13 protein-coding genes are annotated in these 15,630 nt (G+C 50.0%); 4 read left to right on the top strand and 9 right to left on the bottom strand.

The features are described from left to right. Window positions 1-18: 18 nt before the first annotated feature. A complete protein-coding gene (locus BM123_RS16995; RefSeq protein ID WP_090170813.1) occupies window positions 19-3,702 on the bottom strand; it encodes a TonB-dependent receptor domain-containing protein in 3,684 nt (1,227 codons plus the stop codon). A 188-nt stretch (window positions 3,703-3,890) separates the two neighbouring features. On the opposite strand from BM123_RS16995, the gene BM123_RS16990 reads away from it, so the two are divergent. Next, window positions 3,891-4,235 carry a hypothetical protein gene (locus BM123_RS16990; protein WP_139211925.1) on the top strand — a complete coding sequence of 115 codons (345 nt, stop codon included), beginning with the start codon at window positions 3,891-3,893 and terminating at the stop codon, window positions 4,233-4,235. Between the two features lie 219 nt (window positions 4,236-4,454). Next, entirely contained in the window at window positions 4,455-5,495 is a 1,041-nt protein-coding gene (locus tag BM123_RS16985; protein WP_090170807.1) for a LacI family DNA-binding transcriptional regulator, read from the top strand. 5 nt (window positions 5,496-5,500) lie between these two features. Here BM123_RS16985 and BM123_RS16980 read toward each other — a convergent pair whose 3' ends face one another. From BM123_RS16980 to BM123_RS16965, 4 genes are all read right to left on the bottom strand, one after another. Beyond that, window positions 5,501-6,676 carry an AIR synthase related protein gene (locus tag BM123_RS16980; RefSeq protein ID WP_090170805.1) on the bottom strand — a complete coding sequence of 392 codons (1,176 nt, stop codon included), beginning with the start codon at window positions 6,674-6,676 and terminating at the stop codon, window positions 5,501-5,503. Between the two features lie 66 nt (window positions 6,677-6,742). Next, complete coding sequence (gene pulA, locus BM123_RS16975) at window positions 6,743-8,758, bottom strand: type I pullulanase (protein ID WP_090170800.1); 2,016 nt, start codon at window positions 8,756-8,758, stop codon at window positions 6,743-6,745. Window positions 8,759-8,818: 60 nt separating this feature from the next. Beyond that, window positions 8,819-9,067 (bottom strand): hypothetical protein, encoded by a 249-nt coding sequence (locus BM123_RS16970; protein WP_090170797.1) that lies wholly within the window; start codon window positions 9,065-9,067, stop codon window positions 8,819-8,821. Window positions 9,068-9,208: 141 nt separating this feature from the next. Continuing rightward, complete coding sequence (locus tag BM123_RS16965; protein ID WP_175489436.1) at window positions 9,209-10,036, bottom strand: type 1 glutamine amidotransferase; 828 nt, start codon at window positions 10,034-10,036, stop codon at window positions 9,209-9,211. 317 nt (window positions 10,037-10,353) lie between these two features. Between BM123_RS16965 and BM123_RS16960 the strand changes: the two genes are divergently transcribed. Continuing rightward, window positions 10,354-10,908 (top strand): Dps family protein, encoded by a 555-nt coding sequence (locus BM123_RS16960; RefSeq protein ID WP_090170793.1) that lies wholly within the window; start codon window positions 10,354-10,356, stop codon window positions 10,906-10,908. 150 nt (window positions 10,909-11,058) lie between these two features. Next, window positions 11,059-11,919, top strand: a complete 861-nt coding sequence (locus BM123_RS16955) for a DUF6503 family protein (protein WP_090170790.1) — start codon at window positions 11,059-11,061, stop codon at window positions 11,917-11,919. Between the two features lie 2 nt (window positions 11,920-11,921). On the opposite strand, the gene BM123_RS16950 is transcribed toward BM123_RS16955, so the two are convergent. The 4 genes from BM123_RS16950 to BM123_RS16935 form a co-directional block, all read right to left on the bottom strand. Then, on the bottom strand, window positions 11,922-12,146 hold the full coding sequence (locus tag BM123_RS16950; RefSeq protein ID WP_139211924.1) for a hypothetical protein: 225 nt from the start codon (window positions 12,144-12,146) through the stop codon (window positions 11,922-11,924). A 125-nt stretch (window positions 12,147-12,271) separates the two neighbouring features. Further along, on the bottom strand, window positions 12,272-13,420 hold the full coding sequence (locus BM123_RS16945; RefSeq protein ID WP_175489435.1) for an NAD(P)/FAD-dependent oxidoreductase: 1,149 nt from the start codon (window positions 13,418-13,420) through the stop codon (window positions 12,272-12,274). A gap of 209 nt (window positions 13,421-13,629) precedes the next feature. Further along, entirely contained in the window at window positions 13,630-14,253 is a 624-nt protein-coding gene (locus tag BM123_RS16940; RefSeq protein WP_175489434.1) for an RloB family protein, read from the bottom strand. Window position 14,254: 1 nt separating this feature from the next. Further along, the gene (locus tag BM123_RS16935) at window positions 14,255-15,532 is read right to left on the bottom strand and encodes an AAA family ATPase (RefSeq protein ID WP_090170779.1); all 1,278 of its coding nucleotides are present in this window, start codon (window positions 15,530-15,532) and stop codon (window positions 14,255-14,257) included. Window positions 15,533-15,630 lie beyond the last annotated feature (98 nt).

Here is a 15,630-nt window from a genome sequence, read left to right as displayed (position 1 = left end):
GAGGTGTTGGTGGTTCTTTTAGAGACTGAATATTGCACCGATGAACATCCGGCGAGGCAAGGTGAAAAAGCCAGGATTCAGAACTCTCCAGGAGTAGGATGCCAGGTAGCTGTCCACTTCGCGGGAAGTGCCACTAATGCTCTCCAGTTGGTCGCGGCCGAAGCTGGACTGTAAGAAGCCCGGATCATCAGCAGAGCCCGTAGCGGAGTAGACATTCAGTACGTTACGGCGGTCCAGGATATTAGATACCCGGAAGTAGATGTTCACGTAAGACCCCTTACCAAAAAAGATGTCTTTGTTAATCTGTCCGTTAAGGGTAAAGTTGAACGGCTTGCGGGCACCATTGATGGCTCCCTGCGTACCGGAACCTCCCAATTCAGAAGGGAGGAAGGTTGCCGTGTAAGGACGGCCAGTAACTGCCGAAGTTTGAAGGTTGGCACCTACGTTGTGCAGGAACTTAGGCACGTTGCTGTTTTTGTCCAAACGGTAATCCAGTACCAGGTTGATACGGTGGCGTTCGTCAAAGTTGAGCGGGAAGAGCGTACGCAGGTTACCCCGGTTCGTCAGTCCTTGCTGGCTGTTGGCATCAGAACCCGTACCATCCGCAAATTGCAGCGTGTAGTTGGCATTGACCGTAAAGTTGGCTGTCCGACGCAAGTCATAAGTAAGGTTGAAACCTTTTACTGTGCCGAAATCCTGGTTGTCATAGGTCGTGTACTGATTGACCAGTGGAACCGGGAAGTAAGTCCGCAACTGAATCATATCACGCATTTCCTTGTAGTAGGCAGCAATGGTAAGTGCTGACGTTTCAGAAAGGCGCGTTTTGAAGCCTACCTCATAATCAACCGTACGCTCCGGACGGAGAGCAGGGTTATTGAAGGTAGAACCACCAGCGCGCTCCACAAAGAAGAAGTAGTCCAAAGCCGTAGCCAGTGTTCCACTTGGTGGGCGCTGCAGCAAGACATCGTAGTGTGCAAAGAAGTTGGCATCCTCAGAAATTGGGAAAGAGAAAGCCAGACGTGGCATCACGTTAAACTGTACTTCATAATCCTTGAAGGAGGTTTCAACCGTAAATTCGTCATCCTTGATGAAGTTAGCGACCTCATGGACGGCAGAATTAGCGTATTTCGGAAAGACCAGCCCCGTACGAATACCCTCAATTTCCTGAGCACCGTTAACGGGCGTACCGTTCGGCAGGAACCAGTCGTCACCGTTTCGGTAAGCTTGTACTTCAGTACCATTGTCTTCTGAAGTATAGACAGCATAATCTTCTCCAATACTACCGGGCCTTTCACCACCAAAATTAGCGTGAAAATCATCAGCCCCGATAATTTCATAAAGGCTGTAAGGGTCTTTCAGCACCCGGGTGTTAGCATCATAACGATCAACACGAACACCAACACGGAAGATCATTTTGTTGATGGTGAACTTATCCTGCAGATAGGCCGCCGCATAAATAGGCCGGTTAGGAGCTACATTGAAAGCTCTTTCCCCCGTAGATGGGTCAATGGTAAAGAAATCGTCGAATGTACCGTCAAACTCATTGCCCAGGTAGTCGTAGCCAAAGTAATCAAGCAAGTTGTTGAAGGTAAGTTCACGGGCACTAAACATATCCAGGCTAAGGTCATCCGGATTAAGCCCATCAATGTTGATGTGCTGGTCAAGCGGAATTCCAAGGCGTTCCCGGACGGCACGGTAGAATTGTCCGTCCTGATCCGTAACCGTTGGTGCCACAACCGCGGCATTGGCATTGAAGTTAAGCTCGTTAATGGCAATACTGTCCACCACCCGGTTGTCTTCAGCAACGGAAGGAATGTGGATATTGGCCAACTGCCGGCCTACGGTCCATAAACCACTGGGGTTAAGAGAGTAACCACGGTTGGTCCGCTGCTCATAAATCACCCCGAACTGAACGCTGTGACGGCTTTTGTCAGAGCTTCCGGGAACGATTTCAAAGGCAGCATTCGCCTGGAAGGTGTAGATGTCGTTGTCCGCTTTCTGGTAGAGGTTGTATACCGCTCCTACGTTACGATGAAAACCCCAGCTGTCGTTGAACAATGCCTGCGTCCGGCCATTAACGGCAGCGAATTGGTCCAGCGTCGGGCCTCCGCTACCAATATTGATGATACCGTAGTTGTCGCTGGTGAACACATCCCCATCATTAAAGCCCAGGTAGTTGTTATAGTTGGTTAGTGTTGGATTGCTAGACGTTGAAGGATCAAAGCTCCGGAGAATTTCCCGGTAGTCGATCTGGAACGGCTGCAAACTCTGGCTGGTGGTATCGAAACGGAAATCATATACGGGGATATAATCCACATCGAAGGTACCTACGTGGCCGTAGTCGAAGAAGTTATCACCGTGGATCGGATCCGCCAGGTCAGAGGTATTATTCTCCAACGTAAACTGTAAGGTATAGCTGGCATTCTGGATGACGCTCTTCGCTGCACCGTCGCCGTCTGCCACTCCTGAGCCACCCAAACGGTGACGGAAGCGGAAGTTACCCCGGTAGTTCTGCGTATTGCTGGTTGGGTTGTGCTGTGCGTTAAGCAGGCGCCAGGGAGAACGACCTCCGGCTCCACTCGTTGAGCCTGGCGTAAATTGGTTACTTCCCTGACCAAAAGCCCCGGTAAGAGAAACATCGATGGCATCACTGAGGCGGGCATCAATTTTGCCATTCAAGTTGAGGACATCACTGGCCTCGAAAGGACGAGTCTCAATGACATTTACATCATCCTGGGTGAGAAAGTCAGCGGCAACAAAAGGCTGACCATTACGAATGGTAATTGGCTCTGCCTCCAGCGCTGCAATGACCTCATCTTTGGCCCGGTAAAGCGGAACGCCACTGGGATCGTCATCTTCCCGGTAAGTATAGCGACCGGAGAAGCGGTAACCGAGAATTGAATTACCGCTCTTCTTACTGCGCAGGATCGGCCCATTGACGGACAAGCCAACCAGGCTGTTACCGTAGGCATCCAGGCCCTCACTGGTTTCTGCTTCTGCGTTCACGTTAAAGCTGTTGGACGGGCCTTTGGTCGTTACAGAGATGATTCCTCCGGTTACGTCACCGTAGCGGGCTTCCACTCCGCCGGTAATTACCTGTAGCTGCTCAATCTCAGAATCCGGAATACCGATACTATTTGAGCTTACCCGTACACCATCCACGTAGTAGTCCGTGGCATTCGAACGCGAGCCACGAATGTTGATGGCCCCGCCTTCGTCCGCAGAGGAGGCACCGGCGGTGATCGAAGCAATCTGGTTAATGTTACGCGTTGGCAGGTTACGAATCTGCTCAGAGGTGACCGTTTGGCCGGAGGTAGTATTATCTTGCTCGATGAGAGGGACTTTGAAGCCCTTTACGACCACCACATCAAGGTTTACCCCTCCTTCGCCGGATACTTCGACGTCGGCGAAGTTGGTCTGGCCGGCTTTGACGGGGATACCCGTCAGCTTGGTGGGTGGATAACCGGTGTAATCAACCTGGATATCGTAAGTGCCCGGGTCAATATTAGAGAAATAGTAGTTACCGTCTAAGTCGGTATTTGCTCCCTGGTAGAAAGCACCGTCCTTAAAAATCTGGACGGTCGCGAAGGGTAAGGGCTCCTTGTTATTATCGATATCAATCACCTTCCCGGAAAGGGCTGTCTGGGCAAAAACGGTGAAAGCAGCGAACACAAGGAGAAATAAGAGTAAAGTTCTTTTCATTCCTGAGCAGTTTAATACTAGTGCGGAAAAACCGAGGTGGTTTTCTGAAATACAAAAGTGACACACCCGAACAACATATTAAAGCCATAAGTCCACGGAAGACTGTTAGCCGACAAACAATATGAGTAAGGGAGGGTGTTAGGCCGGCAAAAGTAAGCAAACACGGATGGAATGGTGAAGGCAAAGACGTGAATATTGGATTTTGGCGCAACTTGCTTACCGATGATGAGGCGCAAACGCAGGTGCAGGCAGGGCTGAAAGAGCAATGGGAGTTGCCCCATGCCTCAGGGCTAACCGCCGTTGGCCGGCTCACGATGGCAGCCTGGGCTATTCATCAGCTGATTACATGGCAATTAATGCCTGGTTTCAGGCCAGAAATGAATGCTTTGCCACAAAAGCTTCCCCTGCTCCTCCAAGCCAAAAAATGGAAAGACGGGAAAACCTTTCCCGACTGTAATTTCAGCGCACAGCGTTCAGGCGATATTGCTCTGAACGCTAATCAGGGAGCGGCAGCAGGTAGACTCAACTCTTAAATGCATTTGCTACTCACAACCTTTCCCTGCACCTGCGGCCGCGCAAAAAACACGGTATCTTTATCCGTCAGCATGAAACAGCCTGGTCAAGAGTAGTGTGAGTACCTGAAAAAGCCTTTAATACGACTCTTTGAGATTATTGCCCGCCTGAAACCGATTGCGATGATTTGCTTACCCTATCTTGGCTTCTGCTAAGCCAGCCAAGTTTTACGACCAGATATGTCTAAGAAAAAATCAGATAAAACCACGATTCATGATATTGCTTACGAGTTGGGGCTAAATGCTTCAACCGTTAGCAGAGCGCTGAATAATAACCTGGCGGTCAGTAAAAAAACCAGGGAATTGGTGAAAGCCAAAGCACTGGAGATGAATTATCAACCCAATTTCATTGCCGCTGCTCTCCGGCGTGGGCGAAGTAACACACTAGGTGTAATTGTACCCGCCATCGACCGGGCTTTTTTCGGTCGGGTGATCAGAGGAATCGAAGAAGAGGCTGACGAGGCGGGTTTTCGCGTAATTGTTTGCCAAAGTTTTGACTCCTCAGAACGGGAACGCGAGATGGTAGACACCCTGCGGGGGCTGCAGGTCGACGGCTTACTTATTTCCATTGCGAAGGACACCGGAGACAACCTGAAACTCTACGAGAAGCTCATCAGCTCTGGCTTTCCCATTCAGTTTTTCGATAATGTCCCGACCTCCCTGGAAGTTGTCCCCGCCGTCATAATTGATGATCGGCAGGGCGGTTATGCTGCCACTAAACACCTCATTGATCAGGGGTATAAACGCATTGCCCACCTGCGGGGCCCGCAACATCTCCACATTTACCGCAACCGGTATCTGGGTTATCTGGACGCGATGAAAGAAGCAGGACTGGAAGTAAACGACGATTCTGTACTCGAGATCGTTTCCCATTTTGATAGTGGCGAAGAAGCCTTTGAGGAACTCTGGAAACGTAGTCCCCGCCCGGAGGCCATCTTCAGTGCCAGTGACTTCAGCGCCGTAAGCGGGATGAAGGCAGCCCGCAGGCGAGGCCTGCGGGTACCCGAAGACATTGCCTTTATGGGCTTTTCCAATGAGCCTTTTAATGAACTCGTTTCCCCTACCCTTTCGAGTGTGGATCAACAGCCCATTACCATGGGTAGAATTGCTTCCAGGCGCGCCATTAAGGCGATCACCAGTAAGGAAGATGAGGAGCATCCGAATGACCAGTTGGTCCTGATGCCGGAGATAGTAGTCCGGGAAAGTTCAGCGACGAAGTAAAGCGCTTACTCAAAGTAATCCTCCACTCCGGCCGGTGTATGCAAGCGGACGCTTGCCTGATCAGCCGCCTCCACAAAGCCAACCACCGTGGCATCGATATTGAAACTGGCGGCAATGTCCAGCACAGACTGCGCGTGCTCCTCGGGCAGGTACACCTCCAGGCGATGCCCCATGTTGAAGACCTGGTACATTTCCCGCCAGTCCGTACCGCTTTCTTTGCGGATGAGATCAAACAATGGCGGGACGGGGAGGAAGTTGTTCTTTACTACCCGGACGCCTTCGATAAACTTCACCACTTTGGTCTGGGCTCCGCCAGTGCAATGGATCAGGCCAGCGATGTGTGGCTGCAGCTGATCGAGTAAAACTTTCAGTACCGGCAGGTAAGTTCTGGTGGGGCTCAGGACAAGCTTTCCGGCAGCCATCGTTTTACCACCTCCAATATCAACTTGTTCCGTCAGCGAGCGGCTTCCCGTATAGATTACAGAGCGGGGCACTTCCGGATCAAAGCTTTCGGGGTATTTGTCCGCGTAATCGTGCTTGAACACATCATGGCGGGCACTCGTCAGGCCATTTGAGCCCATGCCGCCGTTGTAGGCTGTCTCATAAGTAGCCTGACCGTAGCTGGCCAGGCCCACAATCACATGACCGGGTTTGATGTCATTGATGACGAGCTGCTTACGGGGCAGGCGGGCGAAGGTGGTGAAGCCTACGTCAATGGTGCGAACGATGTCTCCCACATCGGCGGTTTCTCCGCCGGTCAGGTGAAGGCCTACTCCCTGTTCTGCCATCGTATCGGCAAACTTCTTAGCTCCCTGAATGATGGTGGCCAGCACTTCTCCCGGAATGCGGTTTTTGTTCCGACCAATCGTAGAGGAGATCAAAATATTATCTACGGCACCGACACAGCCCATATCATCGAGGTTCATCACCAGGCTATCCTGAACGATGCCTTCCCAAACGGACAAGTCCCCGGTTTCTTTCCAGTAGAGGTAAGCAAGACTGGTTTTCGTGCCGGCCGTGTCAGCGTGCATGATATTGACCCAGTCATCGCTACCGCCGACCACATCAGGGAGAATTTTACAAAAAGCTTTAGGGTAAAGGCCTTTGTCCATGCCTTTAATGGCTTCGTGGACTTCGGATTTGGTGGCGGAGACGCCTCTTTGTTCGTACTTGCTGGACATGAACGCGAAGGTAGAGCGATAGATTGATAGATTGATAGTGAATAGCTGGAAAATCGACCTAATGAATCAGTTCACTAACCTCAACACCGCTGCTGCGCCTCCATTCAGGTAAGTCCATTCTGTCTGCGTGCCACCAATTCCTTCAGGATTTACGGTACGGCCATTAACCACGAGAGACCAATTTCCCGCAGGCAGTGGTACCCGCTGCGCCTGACCGGAACCGTTGAAGGCCACTACAATATCTGCCCAATCATCATTCGGAGCTTGCTGAATTCGGTAGGCGACTAACTGTTCGTCCGGAGTATCAATAAAAGTCAGATGGCGGCTAATCAAATCTGTTTCCCCCATCCTGAAGGCCGGGTGAGCTTTTCGTAGAGCGATCAGACCGCGGACATATTCATAGGTAATCTTATGGGCTCGTTTCCCGTTCCAGCGGATCGCATTCACCCCGTCTCCGGAGTTATAACTGTTTTCGTTACCGTTTTTCGTACGGCACATTTCACTGCCGGCGTGTAAGAACGGAATGCCCTGACTGGTCAGTACGACCGCTAACGCAAGTCGATGCATTTGTTCCCGCCGGCTGGGGACGTCTTTGCCGTTGCTGATCGCCAGTCGGTCCCAAAGCGTATGATTATCGTGGCAGCTTACATAATTGATGCACTGCGAAGGTTCTTTGGCCCAGGGCGCATTGGAATAGTTGACGCTGTCATAATTGATTTGCGGGTGCTGCGTAGATCCAACCACCCCGAAGCGGATGGACATTTCTTTACCCTTAGCCCCCGAAACGAAGCCTTTTTCTTCGTGGTTAAATACGCTACCCTTCAGTCCGTCCCGAAGATCATCGCTAAAGGCTGCGATATTTATCAACTCAGGCGTATTGGCTTTGAGCGCTTTGAGGGAGTCTGGCAGCGGGCTGTCGCCCGCCGTCCAACCCTCCCCGTAAACCAGAATTGAAGGCTCAATGGCGTGCAGTGCCTGGCTGACCTCATTCATCGTCGGGATATCATGAATGCCCATCAGGTCAAAGCGAAAACCATCGATGTGATATTCCCGGGCCCAGTATTCTACGGATTCCCGGATGTATTTGCGCACCATCGGCCGGTCACTGGCAATTTCGTTACCACAGCCACTGGCGTTGCTCATTGTTCCATCTTCGTTGAAGCGGTAGAAATAATCCGGAATCAGGTTTTGAAAATGACTGTCTTCACTGCGGCCGGTGTGATTGTATACGACATCCATGATCACCCGAATCCCCGCACGGTGCAGAGCCAACACCATCTGCTTAAACTCGCGGATGCGAACCCGGCCATCGGAAGGGTCGGTAGCGTAACTCCCTTCTGGCACGTTATAGTTTTGGGGGTCGTATCCCCAGTTAAATTGTGGCACCTCGGGCTGTGCTTCATTGACGCTCATAAAGTCAAAACTTGGCAGCAGATGTACGTGAGTAACGCCAAGTTCTTTGAGATGGTCCAGGCCCGTAGCGTCACCCTGCGGGGTGGTGGTTCCCGTCTCCGTAAGTCCCAGGAACTTACCTTTATGCATTATACCGGATCGGGGATCGAGACTTATGTCTCTTAGGTGTAATTCATAGATGACGGCGTCCGTTGGCGAAGCCAGAGCCGGCCGGATGTCGGTGTCCCAGTCTTCCGGGTCGGTGTCCGCCAGGTTAATGACCTGAGCTCTTGCTCCGTTCGTCCCTACAGCCCGGGCGTAAGGGTCGGTATCCTCTGGTAGCCAGCGGCCATTTTGCTTAATCTGGAAAGTATAATAGGTGCCATCCAGGTCACCTTCAGCCGTATATGACCAGGCACCGTCCACTTCTTTCATCTTCTGCGTACTTCGGGGAGTAGCCGCGGGGTCATCCGAATCGTATAACCTCAAGCGAACGGCCTTCGCCGTTGGCGACCAGAGTTTGAAACTTGTGGCTTCCGGAGTGTAAACCATCCCCAGATCATCAAAAGCATAAACGGGGTATTCAGCAAAGGAATCGTACACGGGCAGATCTTCTTGACAGGCAAAAAAAGCGAACGGAAAAAGGAGAAAGGTAATCCTGCGCCAATACGCAGACAGGTAAATTCGCATAGCCGATAGGAGTTCAGGTCCTAAAGGTAATGTTGTAACCTCAATTCGTGGGTTCCTCCCCTATTGCGCAGACTCCAACCTGCGTTTTCTTGCCTCCATTTTACGCATAGCCTGCATTCCTCTCCATTCTTTCCGGGCCATAAAACCCAGGTAAACAGCGGGCAGGCCCGGAGCGAAGGATTTTATGGTTACGTTCTCTGCACCCGTGAAATAGTAGTAAGCCGCTACCGCCAGAAAACCGGCAAAAACCAGGGTGAATAACAGCAGAATAAGAAATACCAGCAAGTGGCGACGGGAAGAACGAGGCATGGAAAATGAGGGATAATTAAACAGAATTCACTTGATCAACATCGACGCTTTCGCAGAGTTGTCTTTACGTATCTTCCATCAGAAGGTCTGGTCGGAAGGCGACAACTATCAAAAATGATCGGTAAAATGTATGTAGTCAGATCAGGCCTTTTCAGCTGGTTCACTTACGGTCAGGCTCAGGATAGCCCGCGTAATAAAGCCTGGAAGAATAGCGTCGTGAGTTTTACGAATACGCTCCGGATCGGAGAGGTCTTCCATCATCTGCATCCACTTGTCCCGGCCATGTTCAGCAATTACTTCCAGTTTGATGTCCGGGCGACTGAAGTGGGCCAGCATCCCTTCAGCGTCTGCCTCAGGGTGAAACTGAACACCAACCATTTCATCGCTCCAGCGCATGGCCATAATTGCTCTTTCTAATTTGACGTGCGGGCGAATTTTTTCCAGTGCTAAAATTTCAGCACCAATTTCCTGCAGTCGGTTCTCATTGGGTTGGATAGCCTGAAAGCGGCGGAAATCCGCCGCCCAGAAAGGATCTTCTAAGTCGGCAAAAAGAATATCCTGCTTACCTGCTTTGGTCGGCCTGATGGGAAACGTACCGAAGGAGATCCCCCGCCGGGCAACCACCTGAGCCAGTTTAAAGTGGTGAACGGCCATCTGAAAGCTGTGGCAAATAAAGAATACGAATTTCTTCTTCTCATTGGCCAGGTTGTGCTGATGCACACCTTCCAACCATTCGTTCCAGTTTTCCTGCCAGCCGCCTTCTCCTTCACCATCGAGCGGATCACCCGGGCCTCCGGAACTGATGAAAACGTCATAGCTCAGGTCAGGCAATTTACCTTCTGCACGCACATCGAAGACATCATAATCAAGGCGGTCAGCAAATTGCTCCACAATTTCACGAATGCAGCGCATCCCCTGATTAGGGATACCGTTGTATAAATCCAGAATGGCTAATCTTAAACGGCTCATTTTTGGGGAATTTCGTGAGATCAATGCAGTCTTCTGACGGTAAAGTGCTGGCAAGGTAACCAAGTTTCACTTTTCAAGCGCCTTTAGAGACCTTTAACGTCAGGCCCTTACTGAACGCTGCCATGAGCGGAAGAATAATGTCAGCCCGGAGAAAGCCCGCCTGATAGTACAGCAGATCACCAACAGAGCTAAAGTCTACCGTCCACATTCCCGGGCTTGGGCGCTACCGCAGGAGCAGTAAAAGGTAAAAAAGCAATATGCTCAACGAACATCCCCTTCTCTGCTTCCGTACTAAGGAAGAACCAAAAACAATGTTTATGAGAAAGTTGCGTAAAAAATCCGAATACGAAGGAAACCCTGTAGGTCTTAGTGATGAAGCCTGTAAAGAGATGGCCTCTCATCTGGACAAGCACCTCGCCGCAATGTGGATCATGTACGCTCAGTACCACAAGCACCACTGGATGGTGGAAGGGCCTCAGTTTCATGACATCCATGTTTTCCTGCAGAAGCACTACGAAGAGGTAAACCTGCAGTTGGATGCACTGGCAGAAAGAATGACGCTGTTGGGCTACACCCCAACCACCCGTCTTGAAAAGTACGTCGATCTGGCCTACATCGAACAGGAATCCGAAGACGTCATGCACATTCGCGACGCCTTTAAGAATAACATGAAGAACGAACGGAAGATCGCCGAAGAGTTCCGTAAGTCCATTAAAAAGGCCTTTGAAGTGGAGGACTTTGGCACAAAATCAATGCTGGAAAGCATGCTCTTCAAAATCGAAGACCGCTGCCACCACCTGGAGCACTTCCTCGGAGAAGACAGTCTTACCGTCGGCTTTTTGCATACCGCCAAAGAAGCTCACGCTAACTGAAATTAACCGACCTCAGGGTCCGAAAAAATTAAACCGCCACTCCCCTGTTTGGGGGTGGCGGTTTTTCATTACATAATGTCCGCAAGCGACTTTTTCTCCGATCGAAGCGAACGCCTCGCCACCCGATGGGTTACTCCAAAAAATAATTCTATGAGAGTTCTACTTTTTCTACTCCCTTTTCTGGTTTTCACTGCTTGTGAAACAAACACTGCTGAAAGTACCGCTGAAGAAACACCGGTAGCCGAGGCTACCTCTCCCTTTGCTGATCGTATTGCAGCGGCAGAGAACAGGCTTCAAAAATCAACCGCCAGCCAGCTTATTCTCGCAGCCATCAATGCGCATGGCGGTCTGGAGAAGTGGTACGCCCAAAGTCCACTCTACTACCGTTTCAATTACCGGCCTACGGAGAAAGACAAAACCATCCGGGATTCTTATATCCTTAACGATTATGTCAACGCCAGAGCCGTTCACCAGTCAGCGGATCAGGAAGGGATGAGCTATGGCTTCGATGGAAAAGAAGCCTGGAAGCTACCTGCGGATGCAGACCTGAGCGTGAATGCACGTTTTTGGAGCCTCACGCCCTATTACTTCGTCGGGCTACCCTTCGTATTGGCCGACGAGGGCATTTTCTTCGAGCAAATCGAAGACGCAGACTGGGAAGGAACGAGCTACCACCGCGTCAAGGTTACTTACGGAGAAGGTATCGGTGATGCAGACCAGGACTATTACATCCTTTGGCTTCACCCCGAGACCAAGCAAATGGACGCTCTCAACTACATCGTTTCCTACAGCGGCTTCTTCCCGAACGGAGGCCACCTGCCGGAGAAATTCATGGTCCTTAATGGTAAAACTACCGTAGATGGCATAACGCTCCCAACGGGTTATACCACACGCTGGTCAGACAAACCAACCGAGGTGATTACCAACATCACGGTATCGGACTACTCCTTTAAGCCGGACACTGCTGACGAGGCCTTTGACAAACCCGCCGCAGCCAGCATTGTCGAGTGATTTCAGCGGGCCCGCTGACGGACTTTTTCGCTCTGAAACCACCCGTAAATTATTACGGGAATGCCCAGCAATAAGAGATTACTTAAATAGCTGAAATCAATGGAATGCGCACTGGAGAATATCTCCGGTGCGTAAGTCATTATGTAAGTAACGAAGATTCCGATGGCGACCCCGCCAGTGACTTCAATGACTGAAGCAGGCTTTGATTCGTTGAAGAAGGAAAACATGATAACTAAAGTTGATAGTTCTGAAGTAAAAATGCCTGCTGGGTAAATCGGTAGCATTAATACGCATCAAACGGACTTTGTATTGCCGTTTTTCGAATAAACTTAAGTTTGGCTTTCGTCCAGCTCTATTCCGCCAGGAGCAGTTTCGCAGCACGGCGGGCAAGCGCAGCACTCAGGGCTACGCCCATCCCCGCCAGCCGGCCCGCTATGAGGACATTCGGACGTGCGAAACGAAGCACCGGCTCCTTACCATCGCCCTGGGCGATGATGCCGCTCCAGGCATCCGGAAAGTCAGCTCGCGTCAGGCCGTATTCCGGAAACCATCTTTGCAGGGAAGCCACCAGCGTTTCCGCAATGGCCTCGTTAGCCCCAAAGGCATCTGTCTCCGAAGCAGCCCCCGCTAAATGCCGGGCTCCGCCAATGAGAAGACGATCATTTCCCACATTACGGAAGTAAACGTAGCCTTCGTGAAAGTGAAAGCATCCCTGTATTTTCAAGTTGGGAATTTTCCGACTGAGTAAAATTTGATTTCTGACGGGACGGATGCTTTCCGGGAAGTCCTCTGGTAAAAACGTACGGGCGAAAGCATTGACGGTGAGCAAAATTCTTTCGGCTTTCAGGGTGCCAAAGTCCTCCACTTCCACCCTGCCCTCCTCTACGGCGACAACTTTAGCCCCAAAGAGGAAGCGCACTCCGGCGGCGTAGCCATCTTCAAGCAAAACCCTGACGAGCTTGCCCGGGTGCAACTGTGCCTCCATCGGGTTATGGAATACGCCGCTGATTGTGCTCCCTGCCCCGTCGGAAAGATCGGAGAAATTAACCGGCGACCAGGTCTCCGCTCTACCCGTAACTTCCGCCAGCAGGTCATTCAGCTCTTTCAACCTCTCCTGCACTTCCGCAGTCTTACGGGACGCCGACTCTTCCACTATTTCGTAGCCTCCGCATTTATGCCAGTCAATCCCCCGGCCAGCATAGTTTTCTTCCAGTGCCTGAATGCCCGCATAGCGCTGCCGCACAGTGTCCACCATTGACTCCGGGCCATAGGCGTCGAGGTCGGCCAACAGCTCCGTTGGGCCGCCAAAGCAGGCGAAGCCCGCATTACGGGTGCTGGCACCTCTGGGCAAAGGTGCACGCTCAATCACGAGTACATTCAGTTTTCGGTTTTGCCGCTTCAACTCCAGTGCGGCCTGCAGGCCCGTCAGGCCGGCACCAACGATCAACACGTCTGCTTCACGTAAAAAGGTGGTTTTCTCCCAGTGGGATGCGCGGAACATATTCGATAGTTTGGTATTTTGCCACATGGCAAAAACGGAGTCCGAAAAGCAACAAGATAGCACCCGAAAGACCAGTCCGGAAACGGAAGCCCGACGGCGGATTGCCCGCAACCCATTGCGGCTCTATTTTTATTACCTGATACCGTTGATTGTTCTGGCGGTGATTATTTATTATGCTTTCGGGGGTCAAGGATAACCTTTCAATTACACTAGCCTTGCTTGGAAGACAGTAATTCTTCTACAAGTTCAAAAACGGTAGTTACAGGATTTTGTCGATGTGGGGGCTCTTCGGAATGAGTGGCTAATAATTTCTTTGCCCGTTTAATTGCTTCCTCCTCACTGGCCGCTTCATCATTTTCCAATAACGCACGAATTCCCAAGCAAAACTTAGCTTTTTTTCCTTCGCGTTCATAGTTGATTGACCAGCGCTTACTCAATTGTTGGTAATAGTAAGCTCGCTCTTGTCGGGTGTTGACATAAGCATAGTGAAGACAAAACCACAGCTCAAAAGCATCTACGGAATAGGCCACTCGAATACCAGCAGCCCGAGCTTTAGAGATAGTAGCATCAAATTCAGTCAATTGTGCGTTTCCTTTGGCAGGTAAGTAATCCAGATCAAAGACCACCCAAATTTGATCGTATGAACCATCGTCAGAATTAATTGCATCTTTAACCAGTTGCTTACGATCACCATTAGGATCCCTTGGTTCAACACTAACTCCCTTATCATGGAAAGACTTGAAGTATAGACGCTCTGTCTGACCTTCGCAGAAAATCAAAAAGCGTTTCCCTCTCTGGATGGCCTTACGGTGCTTTTTCTTCTGTCGTGCCATGTTAGTCTTCGAGGATAGCAATGTTGAAATCTGTAACCTCCGGCACGGCACCATAGCTACCACCTAGGTAATCACGCTCAAAGTCTGAATCTTTACGAATTCCCTTGACGTCGGCCAAAGAATATACCGTCGATGATCGGTCGGCTTCCTTTTCTATAAAATCAATTTGGTCTCGCCTTAGCAAGCGATGATCCAATAAATTAGTATCATGAGTAGAAAAGATGAACTGAGCGTTGTTAGGGTTTCCCGTAGCAGAATTAAACATGGCAACGATCTCGCGAGACAAACGGGTATGCAGCTTAGCTTCGAACTCATCAATGATGAGAATGCCACCTTGTTGTATAGCCGCAATCACGTAAGGTGCAAGCACAAGTAATTTTTGCGTTCCTTGCGACTCATTATGCTCAGACAGCCAACTCATGACCTTTTTCGTTTTACCCTCCACAACATGGGTTGCTAATAGGGAATACTGCCCACGCGTACTATGCAGATTATACCGATGAGCCATATCGGAATTGGCTTTCTTGGCAGCTTCTCTATCAATTACAAAAAGCCCATCGAAGGAAATGTCCGCGTATTCCAACATATTTCGGACTTTTTCTCTCAACTTATCATCTTCCATCATTTTGTAAGCTTCCTGCTCTATAAAAACATGGTCAGCATCGCCGATCGGAGTAATTGAGGATAGAAAAGCTACGGTGTTTTTTACTGCATCATCCATTTCAAATAGAGAAAGTGCAGAAAGAAAACTAGTGTTGGGACGAAAGACTTCGTTTTCAGCGTGCGTTAGGAGGTTTATTGTATCTGGCCGAGAAAAGTATTTCTTATTTACTTTAACGACTTGAAAATTCCGACTAAAAACCTCGGCCTTACGCACCGATATATCATACAACCACTCTTTGTGAAATTGCTGCTGATCAACTAGAAACCCATACTGATAACGGGTGCCGTTAGCCATGAATTTCATTTCAAAAAAAGATGGCTTCTTGAGAAGTTTCTCATCAAACCCAAATGGGTCAATACTTGAAAGTGGGCCTTTTCCACGTGACGATAATAGTCCTATTCCGATCATCGTAAACATCGCCTTAATCAAATTACTCTTCCCACTAGCATTAGCCCCGTATAGAGCTTTCACACGCAGGGCTGATTCCTCCTTGCCAACGGGTACGGCAGCGTTTTCCAACCAGCTAAACGCAGGCTTCAATGCAGAAGCTGTCAGGTCAAGTACCTGCTCTTCCCGGAAAGATTTAAAGTTGGCAACCGAAAAAGATAACAACATGAATTTGTAAATTACTTACAAATATAACCTACAAAATTCAAAAAAGATGCACTTAAACAATTCTAACAACTAATGTTCGCTTATTCGTTTGCAACAAA

The organism is Neolewinella agarilytica, assembly GCF_900110645.1.
GTDB classification, from domain to species: domain Bacteria; phylum Bacteroidota; class Bacteroidia; order Chitinophagales; family Saprospiraceae; genus Neolewinella; species Neolewinella agarilytica.
The sequence above is the reverse complement of the archived record's forward strand: the minus strand, read 5'-3'. Positions and strand labels throughout refer to the sequence as shown.